The sequence below is a fragment of the Arthrobacter sp. Y81 genome, from assembly GCF_002929335.1.
Classification (GTDB): Bacteria; Actinomycetota; Actinomycetes; order Actinomycetales; family Micrococcaceae; genus Arthrobacter.
This window is the reverse complement of record NZ_PJIL01000003.1, coordinates 163,093-180,842: the sequence shown is the minus strand read 5'-3', so window position 1 is coordinate 180,842 and position 17,750 is coordinate 163,093. Positions and strand designations below refer to the sequence as shown.

At 66.7% G+C, this 17,750-nt stretch carries 16 protein-coding genes; 10 read left to right on the top strand and 6 right to left on the bottom strand.

Annotation, left to right across the window (positions count from 1 at the left end; genetic code table 11):
* Positions 1–18 precede the first annotated feature (18 nt).
* From CXQ91_RS06010 to CXQ91_RS05990, 5 genes are all read right to left on the bottom strand, one after another.
* Positions 19–1,395 carry an MFS transporter gene (locus tag CXQ91_RS06010; RefSeq protein ID WP_104173013.1) on the bottom strand — a complete coding sequence of 459 codons (1,377 nt, stop codon included), beginning with the start codon at positions 1,393–1,395 and terminating at the stop codon, positions 19–21.
* A gap of 10 nt (positions 1,396–1,405) precedes the next feature.
* The gene (locus tag CXQ91_RS06005) at positions 1,406–1,735 is read right to left on the bottom strand and encodes a Dabb family protein (protein ID WP_104173012.1); all 330 of its coding nucleotides are present in this window, start codon (positions 1,733–1,735) and stop codon (positions 1,406–1,408) included.
* Position 1,736: 1 nt separating this feature from the next.
* Positions 1,737–3,425, bottom strand: coding sequence for an FAD-dependent oxidoreductase (locus tag CXQ91_RS06000; protein WP_104173011.1), 1,689 nt, complete (start codon positions 3,423–3,425; stop codon positions 1,737–1,739).
* A gap of 96 nt (positions 3,426–3,521) precedes the next feature.
* Positions 3,522–4,283: an SDR family NAD(P)-dependent oxidoreductase gene (locus tag CXQ91_RS05995; RefSeq protein ID WP_104173010.1), complete on the bottom strand. Its 762-nt coding sequence runs from the start codon at positions 4,281–4,283 to the stop codon at positions 3,522–3,524.
* Between the two features lie 120 nt (positions 4,284–4,403).
* Positions 4,404–5,189 carry an IclR family transcriptional regulator gene (locus CXQ91_RS05990; RefSeq protein WP_104173009.1) on the bottom strand — a complete coding sequence of 262 codons (786 nt, stop codon included), beginning with the start codon at positions 5,187–5,189 and terminating at the stop codon, positions 4,404–4,406.
* A gap of 135 nt (positions 5,190–5,324) precedes the next feature.
* Here CXQ91_RS05990 and CXQ91_RS05985 point away from each other — a divergent pair, with 135 nt between their 5' ends.
* A complete protein-coding gene (locus tag CXQ91_RS05985) occupies positions 5,325–7,085 on the top strand; it encodes an FAD-dependent oxidoreductase (RefSeq protein WP_104173008.1) in 1,761 nt (586 codons plus the stop codon).
* A 160-nt stretch (positions 7,086–7,245) separates the two neighbouring features.
* Here the strand turns inward: CXQ91_RS05985 and CXQ91_RS05980 are convergent, their stop codons facing one another.
* The gene (locus CXQ91_RS05980; protein WP_104173007.1) at positions 7,246–7,893 is read right to left on the bottom strand and encodes an acVLRF1 family peptidyl-tRNA hydrolase; all 648 of its coding nucleotides are present in this window, start codon (positions 7,891–7,893) and stop codon (positions 7,246–7,248) included.
* A 52-nt stretch (positions 7,894–7,945) separates the two neighbouring features.
* Between CXQ91_RS05980 and CXQ91_RS05975 the strand changes: the two genes are divergently transcribed.
* From CXQ91_RS05975 to CXQ91_RS05935, 9 genes are all read left to right on the top strand, one after another.
* Positions 7,946–9,370 carry a replication-associated recombination protein A gene (locus CXQ91_RS05975; RefSeq protein ID WP_104173006.1) on the top strand — a complete coding sequence of 475 codons (1,425 nt, stop codon included), beginning with the start codon at positions 7,946–7,948 and terminating at the stop codon, positions 9,368–9,370.
* A gap of 223 nt (positions 9,371–9,593) precedes the next feature.
* The gene (locus CXQ91_RS05970; protein ID WP_104173005.1) at positions 9,594–9,992 is read left to right on the top strand and encodes a cupin domain-containing protein; all 399 of its coding nucleotides are present in this window, start codon (positions 9,594–9,596) and stop codon (positions 9,990–9,992) included.
* A gap of 284 nt (positions 9,993–10,276) precedes the next feature.
* Positions 10,277–10,903, top strand: a complete 627-nt coding sequence (gene rpsD / locus CXQ91_RS05965; RefSeq protein ID WP_011692125.1) for a 30S ribosomal protein S4 — start codon at positions 10,277–10,279, stop codon at positions 10,901–10,903.
* 145 nt (positions 10,904–11,048) lie between these two features.
* Positions 11,049–11,423, top strand: coding sequence for a DUF948 domain-containing protein (locus CXQ91_RS05960; protein ID WP_028269108.1), 375 nt, complete (start codon positions 11,049–11,051; stop codon positions 11,421–11,423).
* A 19-nt stretch (positions 11,424–11,442) separates the two neighbouring features.
* Entirely contained in the window at positions 11,443–11,673 is a 231-nt protein-coding gene (locus CXQ91_RS05955; protein ID WP_181038795.1) for a DUF6167 family protein, read from the top strand.
* A gap of 207 nt (positions 11,674–11,880) precedes the next feature.
* Entirely contained in the window at positions 11,881–14,559 is a 2,679-nt protein-coding gene (gene alaS, locus CXQ91_RS05950; protein ID WP_104173003.1) for an alanine--tRNA ligase, read from the top strand.
* A gap of 7 nt (positions 14,560–14,566) precedes the next feature.
* Entirely contained in the window at positions 14,567–15,166 is a 600-nt protein-coding gene (gene ruvX, locus CXQ91_RS05945) for a Holliday junction resolvase RuvX (RefSeq protein ID WP_104173002.1), read from the top strand.
* Positions 15,163–16,875 (top strand): endolytic transglycosylase MltG, encoded by a 1,713-nt coding sequence (gene mltG, locus CXQ91_RS05940; RefSeq protein WP_181038794.1) that lies wholly within the window; start codon positions 15,163–15,165, stop codon positions 16,873–16,875. The genes ruvX and mltG overlap by 4 nt, the downstream gene beginning before the upstream one ends.
* Positions 16,872–17,732, top strand: a complete 861-nt coding sequence (locus CXQ91_RS05935; protein WP_104173001.1) for a shikimate dehydrogenase — start codon at positions 16,872–16,874, stop codon at positions 17,730–17,732. The genes mltG and CXQ91_RS05935 overlap by 4 nt, the downstream gene beginning before the upstream one ends.
* Positions 17,733–17,750: the final 18 nt, after the last annotated feature.

The following is a 17,750-nucleotide window of genomic DNA, read 5'->3' as shown; positions in this document are numbered from 1 at the left end:
TCGGGCTGTCGGTCGGAGTCACAGGTTTTGCAGCTCCCGGCGCCGGGCGGTTCCCTCCAGATACGGACCGCCCAGTTCCTCGATCGGCGTCCTGAACGTCTCGCGGGCGGAGAACACCGAGAAGGCTGCGATGAGCATGCACACCGTGCCGAAGACTGCCACGGGAACCCAGCCCGTGGCGCCTGGGGTCAGCAGCATGCCGGCGATCATCGGCGCGAAACCGGCGAGAACCAGCCCCAGCTGGTTTCCCATCGCCATGCCGGTATAGCGGACCGGGGCGGCGAACTGTTCGGCGAAGAACGAGGGCCAGATGCCGTTGAAGCCCGAGTACAGCACCGTCATATTGAGGAAAGCGGCCAGGAAGACCAGGACGATGTTGCCGGAGGACAGTGCAAGGAAGTACAGGAAGATGGTGATCGAGCAGCCGATTGCGGCGGTCAGCAGCAGGGGGCGCCGTCCGACCCGGTCCGAGAGCTTCGCGGCCAGCGGCATGGCGAACATCGACAGCCCGATGGCTACGGCATTGACGGTCAGGATGGATGCGCGGTCAAAGCCTGCGGTGGAGGTGGCGTACGCCAGTCCGAAGACCGTGAAGATGGTCTGCATGACGGACATGATCGACATGCCCACAACGCGCAGCACATCGGCGCCCTGGAACCTGAGTACTTCCTTGAGCGGCATCGGGGCGACCTGCTGGTGCTCCTGGGCCTCTTCGAAGACCGGCGTTTCGTCCAGGTGCGTCCGCACCCAGTAGGCGATGGCCAGGACCACGATGGACAGCCAGAACGGGATGCGCCAGCCCCAGCTCATCATCGCTTCCTGCGGCAGGGCCGTGACCGGAATGAACACGAGGGTGGCCAGCACCATGCCGGAGGCGTAGCCCGTCATCACGAAGCTGGTGAAGAAACCCCGTTTGCCCTCGGGCGAATGCTCCAGCGTAAGAGTGGAGGCGCCGGCCGATTCCGCGCCGGCGGAGAAGCCCTGCGCGAGCCGCCCGGCCACCAGGAGGATCGGCGCCCAGACGCCGACCTGCTCGTAGGTGGGCAGGAACCCGATGCCCAGCGATGCCAGGCCCATGATGCCCAGGGTCAGCAGCAGGATCTTCTTCCGTCCCAGTTTGTCGCCGAAGTGGCCCATCACCAGGCCTCCGACCGGCCGCGCTACGTAGGCGACGCCGAAGGTGGCAAAGGCGCCGATCAGGCCGATGGCAGGGTCCGCCGTGGGGAAGAACAGGTGCGGAAACACGAGGGCGGCGGCGGTGCCGTAGATGAAGAAGTCGTAGTACTCCAGGGTGCTGCCGAGGAAGGATGCCAGGGCTGCCTTGCCCGGCGTTTTCCGGGGTGCCGACTGCGGGGCCGGCTGCGTTGCGGGCTGAGTTGTGGATGCAGACTGCATGGGGATCTCCTTAAGACTGCGTTGTCTTAGTGGTGGCCGCAGGGGTCTCCCCGAGGTGGAAGTCCACCGAAAGGATCTGCTGGCTGTTGGGGAACGAGTACGCCTTCAGCGGCTCGTGGAGCGGGTGCGTGTTGTACACCGCGATGTCCTCGACCGTTTCGAAGTCGGCCACAATGGCGTAGTCGAAGGAGCGCTCGGTGTTGAGGACATCCGCGCCGTGGCTGAGGCTGAGCATGCCGGGGATCTTGCCGGTCATGTTGTTGAGGCCGTTGATCCAGGCCTGCTTGTCGGCGGGCGGGAAGCCCGGCTTGAACTTGAAGAGCACGGTGTGGCGGATCATCTCAGGCACCCACCAGCTCCACGGTTGGCTCAGCCTGTTCGGCGGGCTGTTCCGCGGAGCGGTACTCCGGTGACAGGCCGGCGATGGTGCGTCCGGCGAGGTAGCCCATGGTCATGATCGGTCCAAGGGTGGCGCCGGCGCCGGGGTAGCCTGCGGCGTAGGCGTTTTCCGTGGTGTTGCCGGCGGCGAACAGGCCCGGGATGGGGCGGTTGTCGACGTCGAGCACCCGGGCCAGCCCGTCGGTCGCCACGCCGCCGTTGGTGCCGAAGGCGCCATTGACCACTTCCAGCGCGTAGAACGGTCCGGACCGGAGGGGGCCGAGCGAGGGGTTCGGCCACGGGTTGCCGTCGTCGCCCCAATACTTGTCGTAAGCGCTCTCGCCGCGGCCGAAGTCCGGATCCTCGCCCTTGGCGGCGAACTCGTTGAACCGGGCCACAGTGGCTTCCAGGTTTTCTGCCGGAACGTTGATTTTTGCGGCCAGTTCCTCGAGGGTTGCCGCCTCGATCAGGTAGCCCGGCGTGGGTTTGCCGGCGCGGTGCGCCAGGATGCCATAGCGCTCCAGGTAGCCGTGGTCCACGATCACGTGGGCCGGCGTGTTGAGTGTCCGGTTCGCGGCCGAGTCCCAGGACTGGAGGCATCGGGCCAGGTCGTTGTAGTTCTGCGACTCGTTGGCGAACCGGCGGCCGTGGCGGTTCACCATGATCGAGCCCGGGCCCTGGCGTTCGAAGCGGAGCAGGGTGCCCACGGGCTGCCCGTCGCGTGTGTCACCGGTGACGGACATCGGCGCCCACCAGGCTTCGCGGGTGCCGCGGGTCTGGCCGCCGATGCGCTGCGACATCCGCAGCCCGTCGCCGGTGTTCGAGGGCGGCGAGCACATCGTGTACAGCCGGGACGCGAGCATGGAGTCGGCCAGTGCCTTGTCCCACTCGAAGCCGCCGGTGGCCAGCACCACACCGTCGTTTGCCCGGAAGGTTTCGCCGGATTCCAGTTCGACGCCGGTCACCCGGTCGCTGTCGGTGAGCAGCCGGTGCCCCCGCGCCCCGGTGACAAGCGCGGCACCGTCGCGGACCAGGCTGGCCAGCAGCATGGAGACGAGGGCCTGCCCCTTGGCCACGAGCCCTTCGTCCTGGCGGCCGGCCAGTTCGTCCCACGGGAACTTCGTAAAGGCGCCCCAGTTTTCGTATTCCTGCATGGTGAAGGGCGCGCGGCCGTCGCTGCGCACGTGCAGCCTGAGTCCGCCCAGCGCTTCCTTGCTGTTGAACAGCTCGGGCTCCACCGTGCGGCCGCCCTCCACGGCGCCGGGCAGGTCCTGCCGGTAGTCGGGGAAGTTGTTGAGGAAGATGAAGCGGACGCCGCATTCCTCTTCCACGAAGCGGAGCATCCGGTCGCCGTAATTCAGTGCTGCATCGAGCAGTTCCTCGCGGCCGCGTCCCCGGGCCACGGCGCGCACGTACTCTGCGGCCGCTTCCTTGGAGTCGGCAATACCGGCCTTCCGGGCGTGGTGGTTGTCCGCCACCCAGAGCATGCCGCCGGAGACGGCGGAGGTGCCGCCCAGCAGCTCACTTTTTTCGAGGACGACGACGGACTTGCCGGCACAGGCGGCGGTGGCCGCCGCGGTGAGTGCGCCCGCGCCGGAACCGACGACGACGACGTCGTAGCTTTCCGAGGCGCTTCCGTTAATGAATTTCATGGGTGGTGCCTTTCAGGAGGAAGAATGTCTGCGCTCGATTTGCGCAGGGGCTGCCGCGGCCGGATGCCGCTGGCGGTCAAACGGCGGGGAGCCGGGTCAGACGGCGGTGTAGCCGCCGTCGATCACGAGCTCGGAGCCCGTGGTGAAGCGCGATTCGTCGGACGCCAGGTACAGCACGCCGTAGGCGATCTCGTCCGGCTGGCCCTGGCGGGGCAGCGGGTTCGAGCCGACCAGCTGCTGGTAGTAGGCCTCGGCGCCGATGTCGGACTGTTCGGCCGAGCGGCGGCTCATCCGGGTGTTCATCGATCCGGGGTGGATGGAGTTCACCCGGATGCCGTAACTTCCATAGGCCGCAGCGTCCGACTTGCTCAGGAGCCGGACGGCGCCCTTGGTGGCGTGGTAGAGCGGCACATTCCTGCCCCCGGTCAGGCCGTGGATGGAGGAGAAGTTGACGATGCTGCCGGCACCCTTTTCGATCATGCCGGGAACCACGTGCTTGGTCATCAGCCAGACGCCCTTGACGTTGACGTTGAAGATCAGGTCGAAGTCCGTAACCGAGGCGGTGTGGGAGGCGCCGGCGGGGCCGATGATTCCGGCGGCGTTGACCAGGATGTCCGGCGCGCCCAGGTCGTCGCGGACCCGGCGGATGGCATCGGTGACGCTGTCCTCGCTGGTCACGTCGACGTCGTATTCACTGATGTTTGCGTGGGCCGCGGCGGCCGGGATGCCGGCAACGTCCAGGCTGGCAACGACCGCACCGTGTTCAGCCAGGAGGGCGGCGGTGGCGCTGCCCAGGTCGCCGCGGCCTCCGGTGACGATGGCGGTCTTTCCGGCCACTCGGTTCAGTGTGGGATTCATGGGGGGGCTCCTCGTGCTCCTGCAGCCTCTTCGCTGCGTCCTAGCCAGAGTGGCAGGGGAGCTGTGACCGGAACCACACGATTGCCGATGAACGGTAAAGCCAATATGGAGTGACTCTGTTCAGTGACTCTGCCTCAGAGTGCCCTTCAGCTCACCCCGCCAGCCGAGTGCCCTGGAAATACCCCGGGCGGCGGCCAGCAGGACGGGGACCCGGGCGGCCGCGTTCTCCTCGTTGCGCGGCACCACCACGCTGAGCGCGGCGCGGACGGTGTTGTCGGGCCCGAAGACGGGGACGGCGATGCCGCTGGATTCGGGTACGATCACGCCCGGCATGGCAGCGAACCCGCGCTGCCTGATCTCGGCCAGATGGCGGCGAAGCAAAGCTGGATCGGTCAGGGTGGTTTCGGTGAACTTCGTCAGGGGCCGGGCTAGGAAGCTGTCCTGATAGGCGGCGGGGGAGTGTGCCAGCAGAACCAGGCCCGAGGACGTTGCGTGCACCGGCAGCCTTCCGGCGATCTTGGTGATGTCGACGATGGTCTTGTCGGAGCCCAGCCGCTCGATGTACAGGACCTCGTCCGAATCAAGGATGCCCAGGGTGGTGGAGTGCTGCACTACTGCCTGGACGTCCTCCATGAACGGCAGGGCAGCCTCCCGCAGTCCCAGCATCTTGGATCCGCGGGAAACAAGTTCCCACATCCGGGTGCCGATGTGGATATCACCGCCGGGTTCGCGTTCGAGGAGCCGTTCGAGCAGCAGATCGTTGACCAGCCGGTAGGTCGTGGTCACAGGCAGTCCGGTCCGGCGCCCCAGTTCGGCGACGCTCATGGAGGTATGCCGGTCGTCGAACGCGCTCACGATCTTCACGAAGCGTCCGATGATCGACTCGCCCGATGCGGAATTGGCCACGCTTCCTCCTCAGGATTCCCGCTCAATGGTAATCCTCCTCCCGGTTGCCGGTGCCACCGGCTCTACTGGGGCTTTAGCCTTCCACCCGGCTGCCGGCGAGGATGCGGGCAGCCGACTGAACGGAGCAGGAACCAAATGAGCAAGACAGGAACCATTGGCACGGCAGGAACCAGGAGCGAGACTGTCTGTGATGTCCTCGTCATCGGCTCCGGCGTGGCCGGGATGGCCGCAGCGCTGAAAGCCGCTTCGCAGGGCTTGACCGTGATCGTTGCGGAAAAGGAGCAGTACTTCGGCGGAACCACCGCCATTTCCGCCGGCTGGGCATGGGTCCCCGGCAACAAGCAGGGCGTGGCGCAGGGGGACACCCGGGAGGACGCCGAGACATACCTGAAAAGCCTTGCCCCGGAGACGTTCAACGAAGCAGGCGTCAGGGACTTCCTGGATACCGTGCCTGAGGCGATCTCCTTTTTCGAGAACGAAACCGAGGTCAAGTTCACCTACCCGGAGAAATCCCCGGACTATCAGATGGACCTGCCGGGGGCCAAGCTGTCCGGCCGTGCCATCCTGCCCCAGGATGTTGACGCACGGGCGCTCGGGGACAAGCGGCTCCTGATGCAGCCGTACATGAGTTCCTACACCGTGTTCGGCTATATGCCCCAGGTCGGACCCGACATCAACGAGTTCTTCCACGTGAACCAGTCGATCAGTTCGTTCGTCTATGTGGCGAAGAAGCTGCTGCGCACGTGGGCCGACGCCGCCCGGTACAAGCGTCCCGTCCTCCGCTCCAACGGCAACGCCCTGATGACCCGGATGGTCAAGAGCGCCGGTGACCTGGGCGTGCGCCTGTGGAATTCTTCACCCGCCGTTTCACTGACCCGCGACGACGCCGGAACCATCACGGGCGCCGTGATCGGCGGTGAGCATGCCGCCACGGTGACGGCCCGGCTCGGCGTGATCCTCGCCGCCGGCGGCTTTTCCGGCAACAAGGAACTGCGGCAGCAGTATTTTCCGCACGACGCCGACGGCGACAACCACTTCACGCCGACCGTGGGCCACGGAGGGGATGCCGCCACCCTGGCGATCAGTGCCGGCGGGCACATCGACGATTCGGTGTTCAGCGTGGGCTCCTGGGCCCCGGTGACCGTGTTCAAGTACCTCAACGGCAAGCAGCGGCTCTTTCCGCACCTGCGGGCGATCGGACTGCCCGGCCTGATCGCCGTCGACCGTCACGGCAAGCGCTTCGGAAACGAGGCGCTGAGCTACCACGACTTCGGCGGAGCCATGATCGGGCACAACAAGGACGAGGACAAGACGTTTGGATACGTGATCGGCGACGCGAAGACAATGCACAAATACGGCATCGGCTACGCCAAGCCCTGGCCGATGCCCCGCGGCTATTTCTACCGGGCCGGGTACCTGGTCAAGGCGGACACCCTGGCGGAACTGTCCGGAAAGCTCGGCATCGACCCCACGGGCCTCGCGGCGACCGTGGCTGAGTTTAATCCGGGAGCGGAGCGCGGTGAGGATCCGGCGTTTGGCCGAGGCTCCACGCTGTACAACCACTTCCGGGGCGACCTTGAACACAAGCCGAATCCGAACCTCGCCCCGGTCGGCAAGGGCCCGTATTACGCCGCGAAGATCCAGATGGGCGACCTGGGCACCTTCGCCGGAGTCGGCGTCAACGAGCGGTCCGAAGCTGTCACCGCCGAGGGAACGGCCATCCCGGGCCTCCTTGCCGTCGGCGCAGCCGCGGTGAGCGTTTTCGGCGGCGGCTACCCGGGCTACGGCTCGCACATTGGGCCTGCCCTCGTGTTCGGCTACCGGGCGGGCCGCGACATCGGCAGGCTCGCGGCTGCCCGCGGTGTGGACCGCGGGGCCGGCGTGGAAGCCGGCTAGGGCGACGGGCCGGAGACGTCCGAATCGGTGAGTGCGAGTAGCGGCGTCCGTTTAGACGGTTCCCTGCGCACTCGACGTCCCGCTGCGGCGTCGAGACGGCACGGAACCGTCGAAATGGTGCCCGGGCTGCGGACGGGGACGCAGCACGGCGGCCGCGGGGTTAAACCGGCGGGTCGGTCACCAGGATGCGCACCGAACACAGGTCTGCGGCCGCCCGCTTGAGCACGGAGGCGCGGGGATCCGGAACGTCCAGGAACGGCAGCCGGGTCAGTGCCGCGTAGCGTTTCAGCACGGGTTCGGCGAGAACCTGCTCCGCCAGCGTGCGGTCACCGCCAGGCGCCAGGTACTCGATCCGGTGGCCGCCGAAGATCCGGCCGGCGTGCTCCGCGACCGCCTCCACGAGGGCATCCGCCTGGTTGGCGCGCCGCCGGGCGAAACGCTGCTGGGACCAGCCGCCGGCCGCAGTCCTGGACTGCACGTGGCGGGTTCCCGTCTTGGATGCCAGGGCGGCGCCGTCACGGACCACCGCCACGGAATAGCCGCCGCGGCGGACAAGCACCAACCCGAGCGTGCGGGACTGCGCCGCCAGCGACGCGAGCCGCGACACCGCGTCGGTTCCTGCCCCGGGCCGGCCGTCCGCCGGCCAAGGGGCCTGCAGCAGCGCCACGGCGCCGTCGGCCGCGGCGAGGCGGAGGCCGCCGTCGGGCTCTTCCTCCGTGAGGGTGCCGTGGCTTGCGGCGAAGCGCTCCACCCACCCCGGCAGCCGGGCGCCGGAGACAAACGCCACTCGGGACTCTGGGGTGGGCATCGCGTGGTCTCCGTTGTCTGTGCGGTCATTGAACTAGAAGTAGCCTATCTATGTGGATGATCTCTTTGGCCAGGGGCCGGATAACGACGACGACGGCGGGACAGCGGCGCCGTCCGGTTCGGCGGTTTCCGGGCCGGACGCCGGACGGGCGCGGCCCCGGAGCCCCTTGGCGGTCCGGATGCGGCCCCGCACCCTCGACGACGTGGTGGGCCAGCAACACCTGCTGGGACAGGGGTCCCCGTTGCGGCAGCTGGCGGCCGGCGCCGGGGCCGACTCCGCCGGACCGGCCGGACCGACGTCGCTCATCCTGTGGGGTCCGCCGGGAACCGGCAAGACCACGCTGGCCCATGTGATCGCCAAGGGCCCCGGCCGGAAGTTCGTGGAGCTCTCCGCCATCACGGCGGGCGTGAAGGACGTGCGGCGCGTCATGGACGAAGCGCTCACCGCGAGGGACCTCTACAAAACCACCACTGTCCTTTTCCTCGACGAGATCCACCGGTTCAACAAGGCCCAGCAGGACGCGCTGCTGCCCGGCGTTGAAAACCGCTGGGTGGTGCTGGTTGCCGCCACCACGGAGAATCCGTCCTTTTCCGTCGTCTCGCCGCTGCTATCCCGGTCGCTGCTGCTGACGCTCCGCCCACTGACGGATGCGGACGTAGAGGGCCTGGTCCAGCGGGCCGTGACCGATGCCCGCGGACTGAACGGGAAAGTGGAGCTCAGCGATGAAGCGCTGGCCCACCTGGTCCGGTTGTCCGGCGGCGACGCGCGCCGCGCTCTCACGGCGCTGGAGGCGGCGGCGGGCGTGGCTTTCGGGGATGCCGACGACGCCGACGACGGCCCCGTCACCGTGGAACTGCGGCACACCGAACGCGCCCTCGATGTTGCAGCCGTCAGGTACGACCGGGCAGGGGACCAGCACTACGACGTAGCCAGCGCCTTCATCAAATCCATTCGGGGCTCCGACGTCGATGCAGCACTGCATTACCTCGCGCGCATGCTGGAAGCGGGGGAGGACCCCCGATTCATCGCCCGCCGCATCGTGATTTCGGCCGCGGAGGATGTTGGCATGGCCGACCCCACGGCCTTGCAGACCGCCGTTGCCGCTGCCCAGGCCGTGCAGCTGATCGGCATGCCCGAAGGTCGCATCGTGCTGGCTGAAGCCGTGGTCCACCTGGCAACGGCCCCGAAGTCCAACGCCGCATACATGGGCATCAACAAGGCCACCGCAGACGTCCGGGCCGGCCTGGGCAACGGCATCCCCGCCCACCTGCGGGACGCGCACTACCCGGGATCCAAACAGCTCGGGCACGGGCAGGGCTACAAGTACGCGCACGACGCCCCGCATGCCGTTGCCACGCAGCAATATCCGCCGGATGACCTGGTCGGCCGGGACTACTACCAGCCAACCGCCAATGGTGCCGAACGCGAGATTTCCACCCGGCTGGAGCGGCTGCGGAAGATCATCCGCGGCGGCTGACCGGCCCCGTCCGAACGCTCCCGGGCGTTACCCGTTGACTTCCGGCGGCGGAGGGCTAACGTTGAATTACGTCAGCACGGATCTGTTGAACGTGCGTGCCTTGAGGGGGGACATCAGCAAAAATGCCGGTTGTTCGTACACTCAGGCCCCAGGTCGGGGCTGGCACAACACAAGCCCGGCACCACCTCCATGCGCCCTCTTCCCAGTTCCCAGGTAGTGTCCTATGTCCGTAAATTTCGTCACAGCACTGTCCGTAAAATCCTTTGACATCCCGGACAAGAAGCGTTGCCCCGACAAGGCGGAGTTTGATCTTGTCACCGTCAACGACTACTCGGTGGCCCGTCTGATTCTCAATCCGGGCTGGCGGTGGTCGGAGAGCAGCAAGCCCTTCGAGAAGACGGACTTCTGCCAGCACAACCATCTCGGATTCTGTGTCTCCGGGGTCCTGGAAGTGGAAACCGCCGACGGCGTCCGTTCCACGATCCACGCCAACGACACCTACACACTCCCGCCCGGCCACGATGAGTGGGTGGTGGGGTCCGAGCCGTTCGTTGCCGTGGAGTTCCTGGGTGCCGCCTCCTTCGGCCGGCCGTCCAGCCGCGGTGTCCACGCCCGGATCTGACTGCGCCGGCATCTGACTGCGCCCTCATCTGACTGCGCCGGCATCTGACAGTGCCCTGACCGTAGCGCCCTGACCTGGCTCCGGCCGATCAGGGCCGCAGGCCTCATCGTGGTAGGATTGTTCGTTGTCTGGCAAGGCACGGACGCACAATCCACTGATTTTCAGCATTTCATGCTGTGGTGTGGTTATGCCCTGTGCCCAGTAGCAAAAGGCAGCGGTTGGCCGATGCTCTCCATCGTGGAGGCCAGTAACACTGACACACCGCAGATATTGGAAGGACACAAGTGGCTAACAACACTCGTGCTCGCCGTACCGCACGCCTTTCGCGTGCACTCGGCATTGCTCTGACCCCCAAGGCCGCCAAGTACATGGAGCGCCGCCCGTACGGCCCCGGTGAGCATGGCCGTGCCCGCAAGAAGCAGGACTCCGACTACGCCGTACGTCTGCGCGAAAAGCAGCGTCTGCGTGCCCAGTACGGCATCCGCGAAGCCCAGATGACCCGTGCCTTCGAAGAAGCACGCCGCACCAAGGGCCTGACCGGTGAAAACCTGATCGAACTGCTCGAAATGCGTCTCGACGCCCTCGTGCTGCGTGCCGGCTTCGCCCGCACCATCGCCCAGGCCCGCCAGCTGGTTGTGCACCGCCACATCCTGGTTGACGGCATCCGCGTTGACCGCCCGTCCTTCCGCGTCGGCGAGGGCCAGCTGGTCCACGTTCACAGCCGCAGCGAAACCATGCCTCCGTTCCAGGTTGCAGCGGCCGGCGCACACCGCGACGTCCTGCCCCAGGTTCCGGCCTACCTGGACGTCAAGCTTGACGCCCTGCAGGCACGCCTGGTTCGTCGCCCGAAGCGCTCCGAGGTTCCCGTAACCTGCGAAGAGCAGCTCGTCGTCGAATTCTACGCACGCTAAATACCAGCAGCGTATACAAAGAAGCCCGTGGCAAGCGCCGCGGGCTTCTTTGTATGTAAGGTACTGGGGGGACTTCCGCGACAGCGGCCATGATGCCGCCGCGGAACCCGCAGCAGTCCACGGAATCACAAGGAGATGAACGTCTATGTCTGGTGGCGATATTGCCGGCCTGATCGCGGCAGGGGTGTTTGCGCTCCTCGTGCTGATCCTCGCCGTGCCGATCCTGAAGCTCGGACGGGTTTTTGACGAAGTCCGGACGTCCATCCGCGCAATCAGCGACGGCGCCACGCCACTCATGGACGAAGTCACGGCCACGGTTTCCACCACCAACCAGCAGCTGAAAAAGGTTGACGGCATCTCGTCCAACGTCTCGGACGCCTCAGCCAACATCTCCGCGCTCTCGTCACTCGTGGCCGCGACGGTGGGATCCCCGCTGATCAAGGTGGCAGCCTTCAGCTACGGTGTCCGCTCCGCCCTGTCAGCCCGCAAGAAACCCGCCACCGGCCGCCGCAGCCGCTAATCCAGACGGAGAGCACTCAATGAAAAGAATTCTCTGGATGGGAATCGGCGTCGCCATCGGCGTCATCGCGTTCCGCAAAATCACCGAGGCGCAGTCCACTCTTGGGCCCGAAGGCCTGAACCGGGCGGTGGGCCGCCTGGCTGACGGCATCTACGACTTCGCGGACGCCGTGCGGGACGGAATGCAGGAGCGCGAAACCGAGCTGCGGACAGCCCTGGGCATCGACAGCCAGGACGTGGCGCGGCGCTAGCGCCCTCCACCAGGACAGGCCCGCAGCCAGTCCGGTGTCCGGGCGCGGACACCGCACCGCCCCCAGTGGGGGAGAATTAAACCGGCAGCCCCGGCAGATGCCACCGCAGATGCCCAGGCAGCCCCACGCGTTTGCGTGACCTCACGCATCTGACCCATACGCATCAGAACTACACGCAGTACACCAAGAAGGGTAAGTAACCAGGTTATGAAGTCGCAGGAGATCACCAAGCGCTGGATCGACTTTTTTGTCAGCAAGGGACACACGGCGGTGCCCTCCGCATCCCTGGTCTCCAGCGACCCCTCCCTGCTGTTCACGGTGGCCGGCATGGTGCCGTTCATTCCGTACCTGACGGCCCGCGAAGAGGCGCCCTACAACCGCGCCACCAGCGTGCAGAAGTGCATCCGGACCGGCGACATCGAGGAAGTCGGCAAGACGGCACGCCACGGCACCTTCTTCCAGATGTGCGGCAACTTCTCCTTCGGCGACTACTTCAAGGAAGACGCCATCAAGTTCGCCTGGGAACTGCTCACCACGGGAGTTGACGACGGCGGCTACGGCCTGCCGCCCGAGAAGCTCTGGGTCACCGTCTATGAAGAGGACGACGAGGCCGAGCAGCTCTGGCTCACGAACACGGGCATGCCCGCCGAACGGATCCAGCGGATGGGCAAGGCCGACAACTACTGGTCCACCGGCCAGCCCGGCCCCGCCGGCCCCTGCTCCGAGATCTACTACGACCGCGGCCCGTCGTACGGCGTCGAGGGCGGCCCGATCGCCGACGAGAACCGCTACGTCGAAATCTGGAACCTCGTGTTCATGCAGTACCAGATCGACAACGTCCGCTCCAAGGTGGACTTCGACATCACCGGCGAACTGCCCAAGAAGAACATCGACACCGGCCTCGGCATGGAACGCCTCGCAATGATCCTGCAGGATGTCGAGAACATGTACGAGACCGACCAGGTCCGCCCCGTGATCGACAAGGCCGCGGCACTGTCCGGCCGGGAGTACACCTCCGCCGAGTCCGCCGACGATCCGCACCACACGGACGACGTCCGGATGCGCGTGGTGGCCGACCACATCCGGTCCGCGCTGATGCTGATCGCCGACGGCGTGACCCCCTCCAACGAAGGCCGCGGCTACGTGCTGCGCCGCCTGATCCGCCGTGCCGTGCGCTCCATGCGGCTCCTCGGCGTCGAAAAGGCCTGCCTGCCCGACCTCCTCCCGGCATCCCGCGACGCGATGAAGGGCGTCTACCCGGTGGTCGAGACCGACTTCGACCGCATCAGCCGCATCGCCTACGCCGAGGAGAAGGCCTTCCTGCGGACCATCGCATCCGGCACGGCCCGCCTCGAGGACGCGGTCAAGGATTCCAAGGCAGCCGGCCAGCCGCTGTCCGGCGCCGACGCTTTTGCCTTGCACGACACCTACGGTTTCCCGATCGACCTGACGCTGGAAATGGCGGAAGAAGCCGGCCTTAAGGTTGACGAGCCCGAGTTCCGGAAGCTCATGCTGGAGCAGCGCCAGCGCGCCCAGGCCGACGCCAAGGGCAAGAAGGGCTCGCACGCGGACCTCAGTGCCTTCCAGGAGCTGCTGGCCGAGGGCGAGACCGTTTTCACCGGCTACACCGAGCTTGCCGGCGAATCCAAGGTCCGCGGCATCCTTGCCGGCGGCCGCAAGGTTTCCCAGGCGTCTACGGGCGAGGAGATCGAGCTCGTGCTGGCGGAGACCCCGTTCTATGCCGAGGCCGGCGGCCAGGCAGCCGATACCGGACTCATCACGGGCGACGGATTCGTCGTCGAGGTCCTGGACGTCCAGCGGCCCGTCAAGGGCCTGAGCGTGCACAAGGCAATTGTCCGCGAGGGCGAAATCGGTGCTGACTCCCTCGTGCAGGCCGCCGTGGACCGCGAGCGGCGCCACTCGGCGGAGCAGGCCCACACCGGGACGCACATCGTGCATGCTGCCCTGCACCAGATCCTCGGCCCGGAGGCCCTGCAGCGCGGCTCGTACAACAAAGCGGGCTACCTGCGCTTCGACTTTGCCTGGGGCGAGGGCCTCAGCGCCGCAACGCGCTCGGAGATCGAGGAAGTCTCCAACATCGCCATCCGGAACAACTTCCAGGTGGATACCAAGGTCATGGCACTTGCCGAGGCCAAGGCGCTCGGCGCCATGGCGCTCTTCGGCGAGAACTATGGCAACGAAGTCCGGGTTGTGGAGATCGACGGCGCCTGGTCCCGCGAGCTTTGCGGCGGCACCCATGTGGCCAACACCTCGCTCATCGGCAGCCTGTCCCTGCTGGGCGACCAGTCCGTGGGTTCCGGAAACCGCCGCGTGGAGGCCTTTGTGGGCATGGAGGCATTCCGGCACCTCGCTGCCGAGCGTGCGCTCGTCACGGAGCTCACCGAAATGCTCAAGGTCCCGTCCGGCCTGCTTGCAGACCGCATCGCCACCACCCTCACCAAGCTCAAGACCGTTGAAAAGGAACTGGAGCGCCTGCGCAAGGTGCAGCTGACCGCAGCCGCAGCGCAGCTGGTCGGCACCGCCAAGGATGCCGCCGGGGTCAAGGTCATTGCGCACGACGCCGGACAGGTCAGCGGCGCTGACGACCTCCGCGGACTCGCACTCGACCTGCGCACCCGTCTCGGCTCCGAGGCGGCCGCCGTGGCGGTTGCCGGTGTGAGCAACGACCGTCCCGTGATCCTGGTCGCCACCAACGAGGCAGCCCGCGCAGCGGGCGTCAAGGCCGGCGCCCTGGTCCGTCTGGCGGCCGGAATCCTCGGTGGTGGCGGCGGCGGCAAGGACGACGTTGCCCAGGGCGGCGGCACGGACGCCACGAAGGTACCGGCGGCGCTCACCGCCGTCGTGGACGCCATCACGAGGCGATAACCGAACTGTGAATCAATCTGCTGCACCCGGCGTCTACCCCCAGGGCATCAAACTGGGGGTGGACGTGGGCACCGTCCGCGTGGGCGTCGCTGTCTGCGACCGCGACGGCATCCTGGCCACACCCTTGAAAACGCTGGAGCGGAACGCCAAGAAGAACACGGACGTGCGTGTGCTGGCGGCCCTGGCCGGCGAGCTTGGCGCCGTCCAGATCTTCGTGGGCCTGCCGCGCACGCTCAAGGGCGAAGAGCACGCTTCGGCCCGGATGGCGACGGACTACGCGCATTTGCTGGTGGCCGCGCTGGAGAGCCGTGGCTCGGCCATTCCGGTGCAGTTGATTGACGAACGCTTGAGCACAGTGACAGCGCACCGCAACCTGCATGAAGCTGGCATGAGCAGCCGGAATCACCGTAAGGTAGTGGATCAGGTTGCCGCTGCGGGAATTCTCCAGCACGCAATCGATATGCAAAAAGCCAGGGGAACGGATGTTGGAAGCCGCGTGTTCGCGGTTTCCCAGCCGGGGCTTTCCGGGGACGCCGCAGCGGAAGGCGCTGAGCAGGCTGTCTCCGGAAACGACGTGCAATCTTCAGACGATGGAAGGCTACAGTGAGCCCGGTCAACAGCGGCGAGTCCTCAGGTGACGAATTCAGTGACTCCGGACCTCAGCTGACGCGCAAGGAAATTCGGGCCAGGGAGAAGTCCCTGGCGACCGAAGGCCATGACGTCGTCCCACCGCAGGCATTTGAAACCGGCCACTCGCCGCAGTTTCGCGCCGCCGCTGCCGGCCCGACGGGCGTCACTGGCCCGCAGTCCGCCGATGTGCCCGCGGAAGCACCCCGCGTGCCGCCCGCACCGCCGTCAGTGCATGAGGCAGCCCCCGAGATGCCCGACACTCCGCCCACGGTCCAGCAGCACGAAGTGCCCGTGCGCCACGAGGAACCCGTCCATCACGAGGAACCCGTGCGTTACGAGGAACCGGTGCAGGAGGAACTCCTCCACCACGAGGAACCGGTGCACCAGGAGCAGTTGCGCCCTGAAGCACCCGAAATCTACGACCCCCACGCCTACGATCCACACGGCGACCTGGCGGCGGAGCCCGGTCAGCACCACTATGCGGACCACCACGAGGACGAGGCGCACCATGTCTACGATGACGCCGACGCCTACGCCGCGGGAGACCATCCCGACCATCACTTTGACGAGCCGGGGCACCCGCTGATGGGTGCAGGCTCTTCGGTGGCAGTGGTCCCGGCCAAGTCCAAGAAGGTCCGCCGCCGGCGCCGCTGGCTCGCGCTGCTGCTGACGCTCGCGGTGTTCGTCACCGCCCTGGTGGTGGGAGCCCAGTTCCTGAAGCCGCTGCTGGGCGGAGACACCATTGCCGATTACCCCGGCCCCGGCACCGGGCAAGTGAACGTGTCCGTTGAACCCGGCGAAGGCACCAGGTCTGTTGCCACCAAGCTCGCGGACCAGAAGGTCATTGCCAACCCGGACACATTCCTGCACGAGCTCACCGCATCCGGCGGCACCATTGCGCCGGGCGAGTTCCAGTTCCGCCAGGAGATGAAGAACTCCGATGCCGTCGCCGTCCTGCTGGGCAAGGGCGAAGGCAAAGTGATGTACTTCGCTTTGAGCGCAGGGCTGCGGATCGGCGAGTCGCTGCAGTCCATATCCGAGGGATCAGGCATTCCCGTTACCCAACTCAAAGCGCTCAGCGACGCCCCCGCCCAGTTCGGGCTCCCGGCGAAGGCCAAGAACCTTGAAGGCTACTTGGCGCCCGGTGAGCACCGCTTCCCGCTGGGAACACCGGCGAAGGAGATCCTCCAGACCCTGGTCACCGCCACCGTTGACGAGCTCAAGGCGCAGGGCGTCACCGATCCGGAGAAGCAGTACGACGTCGTGACGGTCGCCAGCATCGTCCAGGCCGAAGGCGGGCAGGCCGAGTACGGCGACGTCGCCGGGGCGATCTACAACCGGCTCAAGCCGAACAACACCGAGACGGCCGGCCTGATCCAGTCGGATGCCACAGTGACCTACGGGCTGGGCATCAAGAGCTTCCACATCGACGAGGACCAGAAGGCCGACAAGTCGAACCCGTACAACACGTACGCCAATCAGGGCCTTCCGGTGGGACCCATCGGATCACCGGGCAAGAACGCGATCGATGCGGCTGCCAAGCCGAAGGCCAACGAGTACATGTACTGGGTGACCATCAACCTGGACACCAAGGAAACGAAGTTCTCCAAGACGCTGGCTGAGCACAACGTTTACGTGGAGCAGTACAACGCCTGGTGCGCCGCAAACGCAGGACGTTGCACGTGACCTTCCGGGCTGCCGTTCTTGGGCATCCGATCAGCCATTCGAAGTCCCCGGCCCTTCACCGCGCAGCCTACGCCCGGCTGGGTGTGGAGATCGAATACACCGCCATCGATGTGAACGTTCCGGACCTGCCGGCGTTCATGGAGACAGTCCGCGGCGAGCCCGGGTGGCGGGGACTGTCCGTCACCATGCCGCTCAAGACCGCCATGGTTTCGGAGGTTGACGAGGTCCGCGGCGTGGCCGGCATCCTCGGAGTCGTCAATACGGTGGTGTTCGAGGCCGACGGGACGTCCGTCCGCCGGATCGGCTACAACACCGACGTCGCGGGCATCGTCAACGCCGTGCGGCATGCCGGCGTGGTGGCCGCACCGACCGCCGTGATCCTTGGCGGCGGCGGAACGTCCGCCGCAGCGATCGCGGCCCTGAAGGATCTGGGGGCGCCGTCGGCTGACGTCTTCGTGCGCGACGTCGGACGTGCTGCCGAAGCCCGCGCGGCGTCCGACGGCGTCGGACTCCCGGTCCGCGTCCTCCCGCTGTCCGGTGCCGCCGCCGCAATGGCGGCTGCCGACGTCGTAATTTCCACCCTGCCGCCCCGCGGGGCCGATGCTCTGGCGGATGAGCTCGCCGGCCTCCACGCCGCAACGCCAGGAGTGCTGCTGGACGTCGCCTACGATCCCTGGCCCAGCCGGATTGCCTCCGTCTGGCAGGACGGCGGCGGCGCTGTGGTGCCCGGGCTGGAGATGCTGCTGTACCAAGCGGTGGAGCAGGTCCGGTTTTTCAGCGGCCTCGGCGACGACGTCACGGCCGATGTCATAGATGTGATGTGTGACGCAGTCGGGGCACCCCGACGAGTGTTCTAACCGCCCTACGTGGCAGGA

Excerpts from the sequence above, each read along its gene's own strand:
- CXQ91_RS06000 (WP_104173011.1), bottom strand. The coding sequence starts at position 3,425 with ATGAAATTCATTAACGGAAGCGCCTCGGAAAGCTACGACGTCGTCGTC.
- CXQ91_RS05960 (WP_028269108.1), top strand. The coding sequence starts at position 11,049 with ATGTCTGGTGGCGATATTGCCGGCCTGATCGCGGCAGGGGTGTTTGCG.
- CXQ91_RS06005 (WP_104173012.1), bottom strand. The coding sequence starts at position 1,735 with ATGATCCGCCACACCGTGCTCTTCAAGTTCAAGCCGGGCTTCCCGCCC.
- CXQ91_RS05955 (WP_181038795.1), top strand. The coding sequence starts at position 11,443 with ATGAAAAGAATTCTCTGGATGGGAATCGGCGTCGCCATCGGCGTCATC.
- alaS (WP_104173003.1), top strand. The coding sequence starts at position 11,881 with ATGAAGTCGCAGGAGATCACCAAGCGCTGGATCGACTTTTTTGTCAGC.
- CXQ91_RS06010 (WP_104173013.1), bottom strand. The coding sequence starts at position 1,395 with ATGCAGTCTGCATCCACAACTCAGCCCGCAACGCAGCCGGCCCCGCAG.
- CXQ91_RS05980 (WP_104173007.1), bottom strand. The coding sequence starts at position 7,893 with ATGCCCACCCCAGAGTCCCGAGTGGCGTTTGTCTCCGGCGCCCGGCTG.
- CXQ91_RS05985 (WP_104173008.1), top strand. The coding sequence starts at position 5,325 with ATGAGCAAGACAGGAACCATTGGCACGGCAGGAACCAGGAGCGAGACT.
- CXQ91_RS05970 (WP_104173005.1), top strand. The coding sequence starts at position 9,594 with ATGTCCGTAAATTTCGTCACAGCACTGTCCGTAAAATCCTTTGACATC.
- CXQ91_RS05995 (WP_104173010.1), bottom strand. The coding sequence starts at position 4,283 with ATGAATCCCACACTGAACCGAGTGGCCGGAAAGACCGCCATCGTCACC.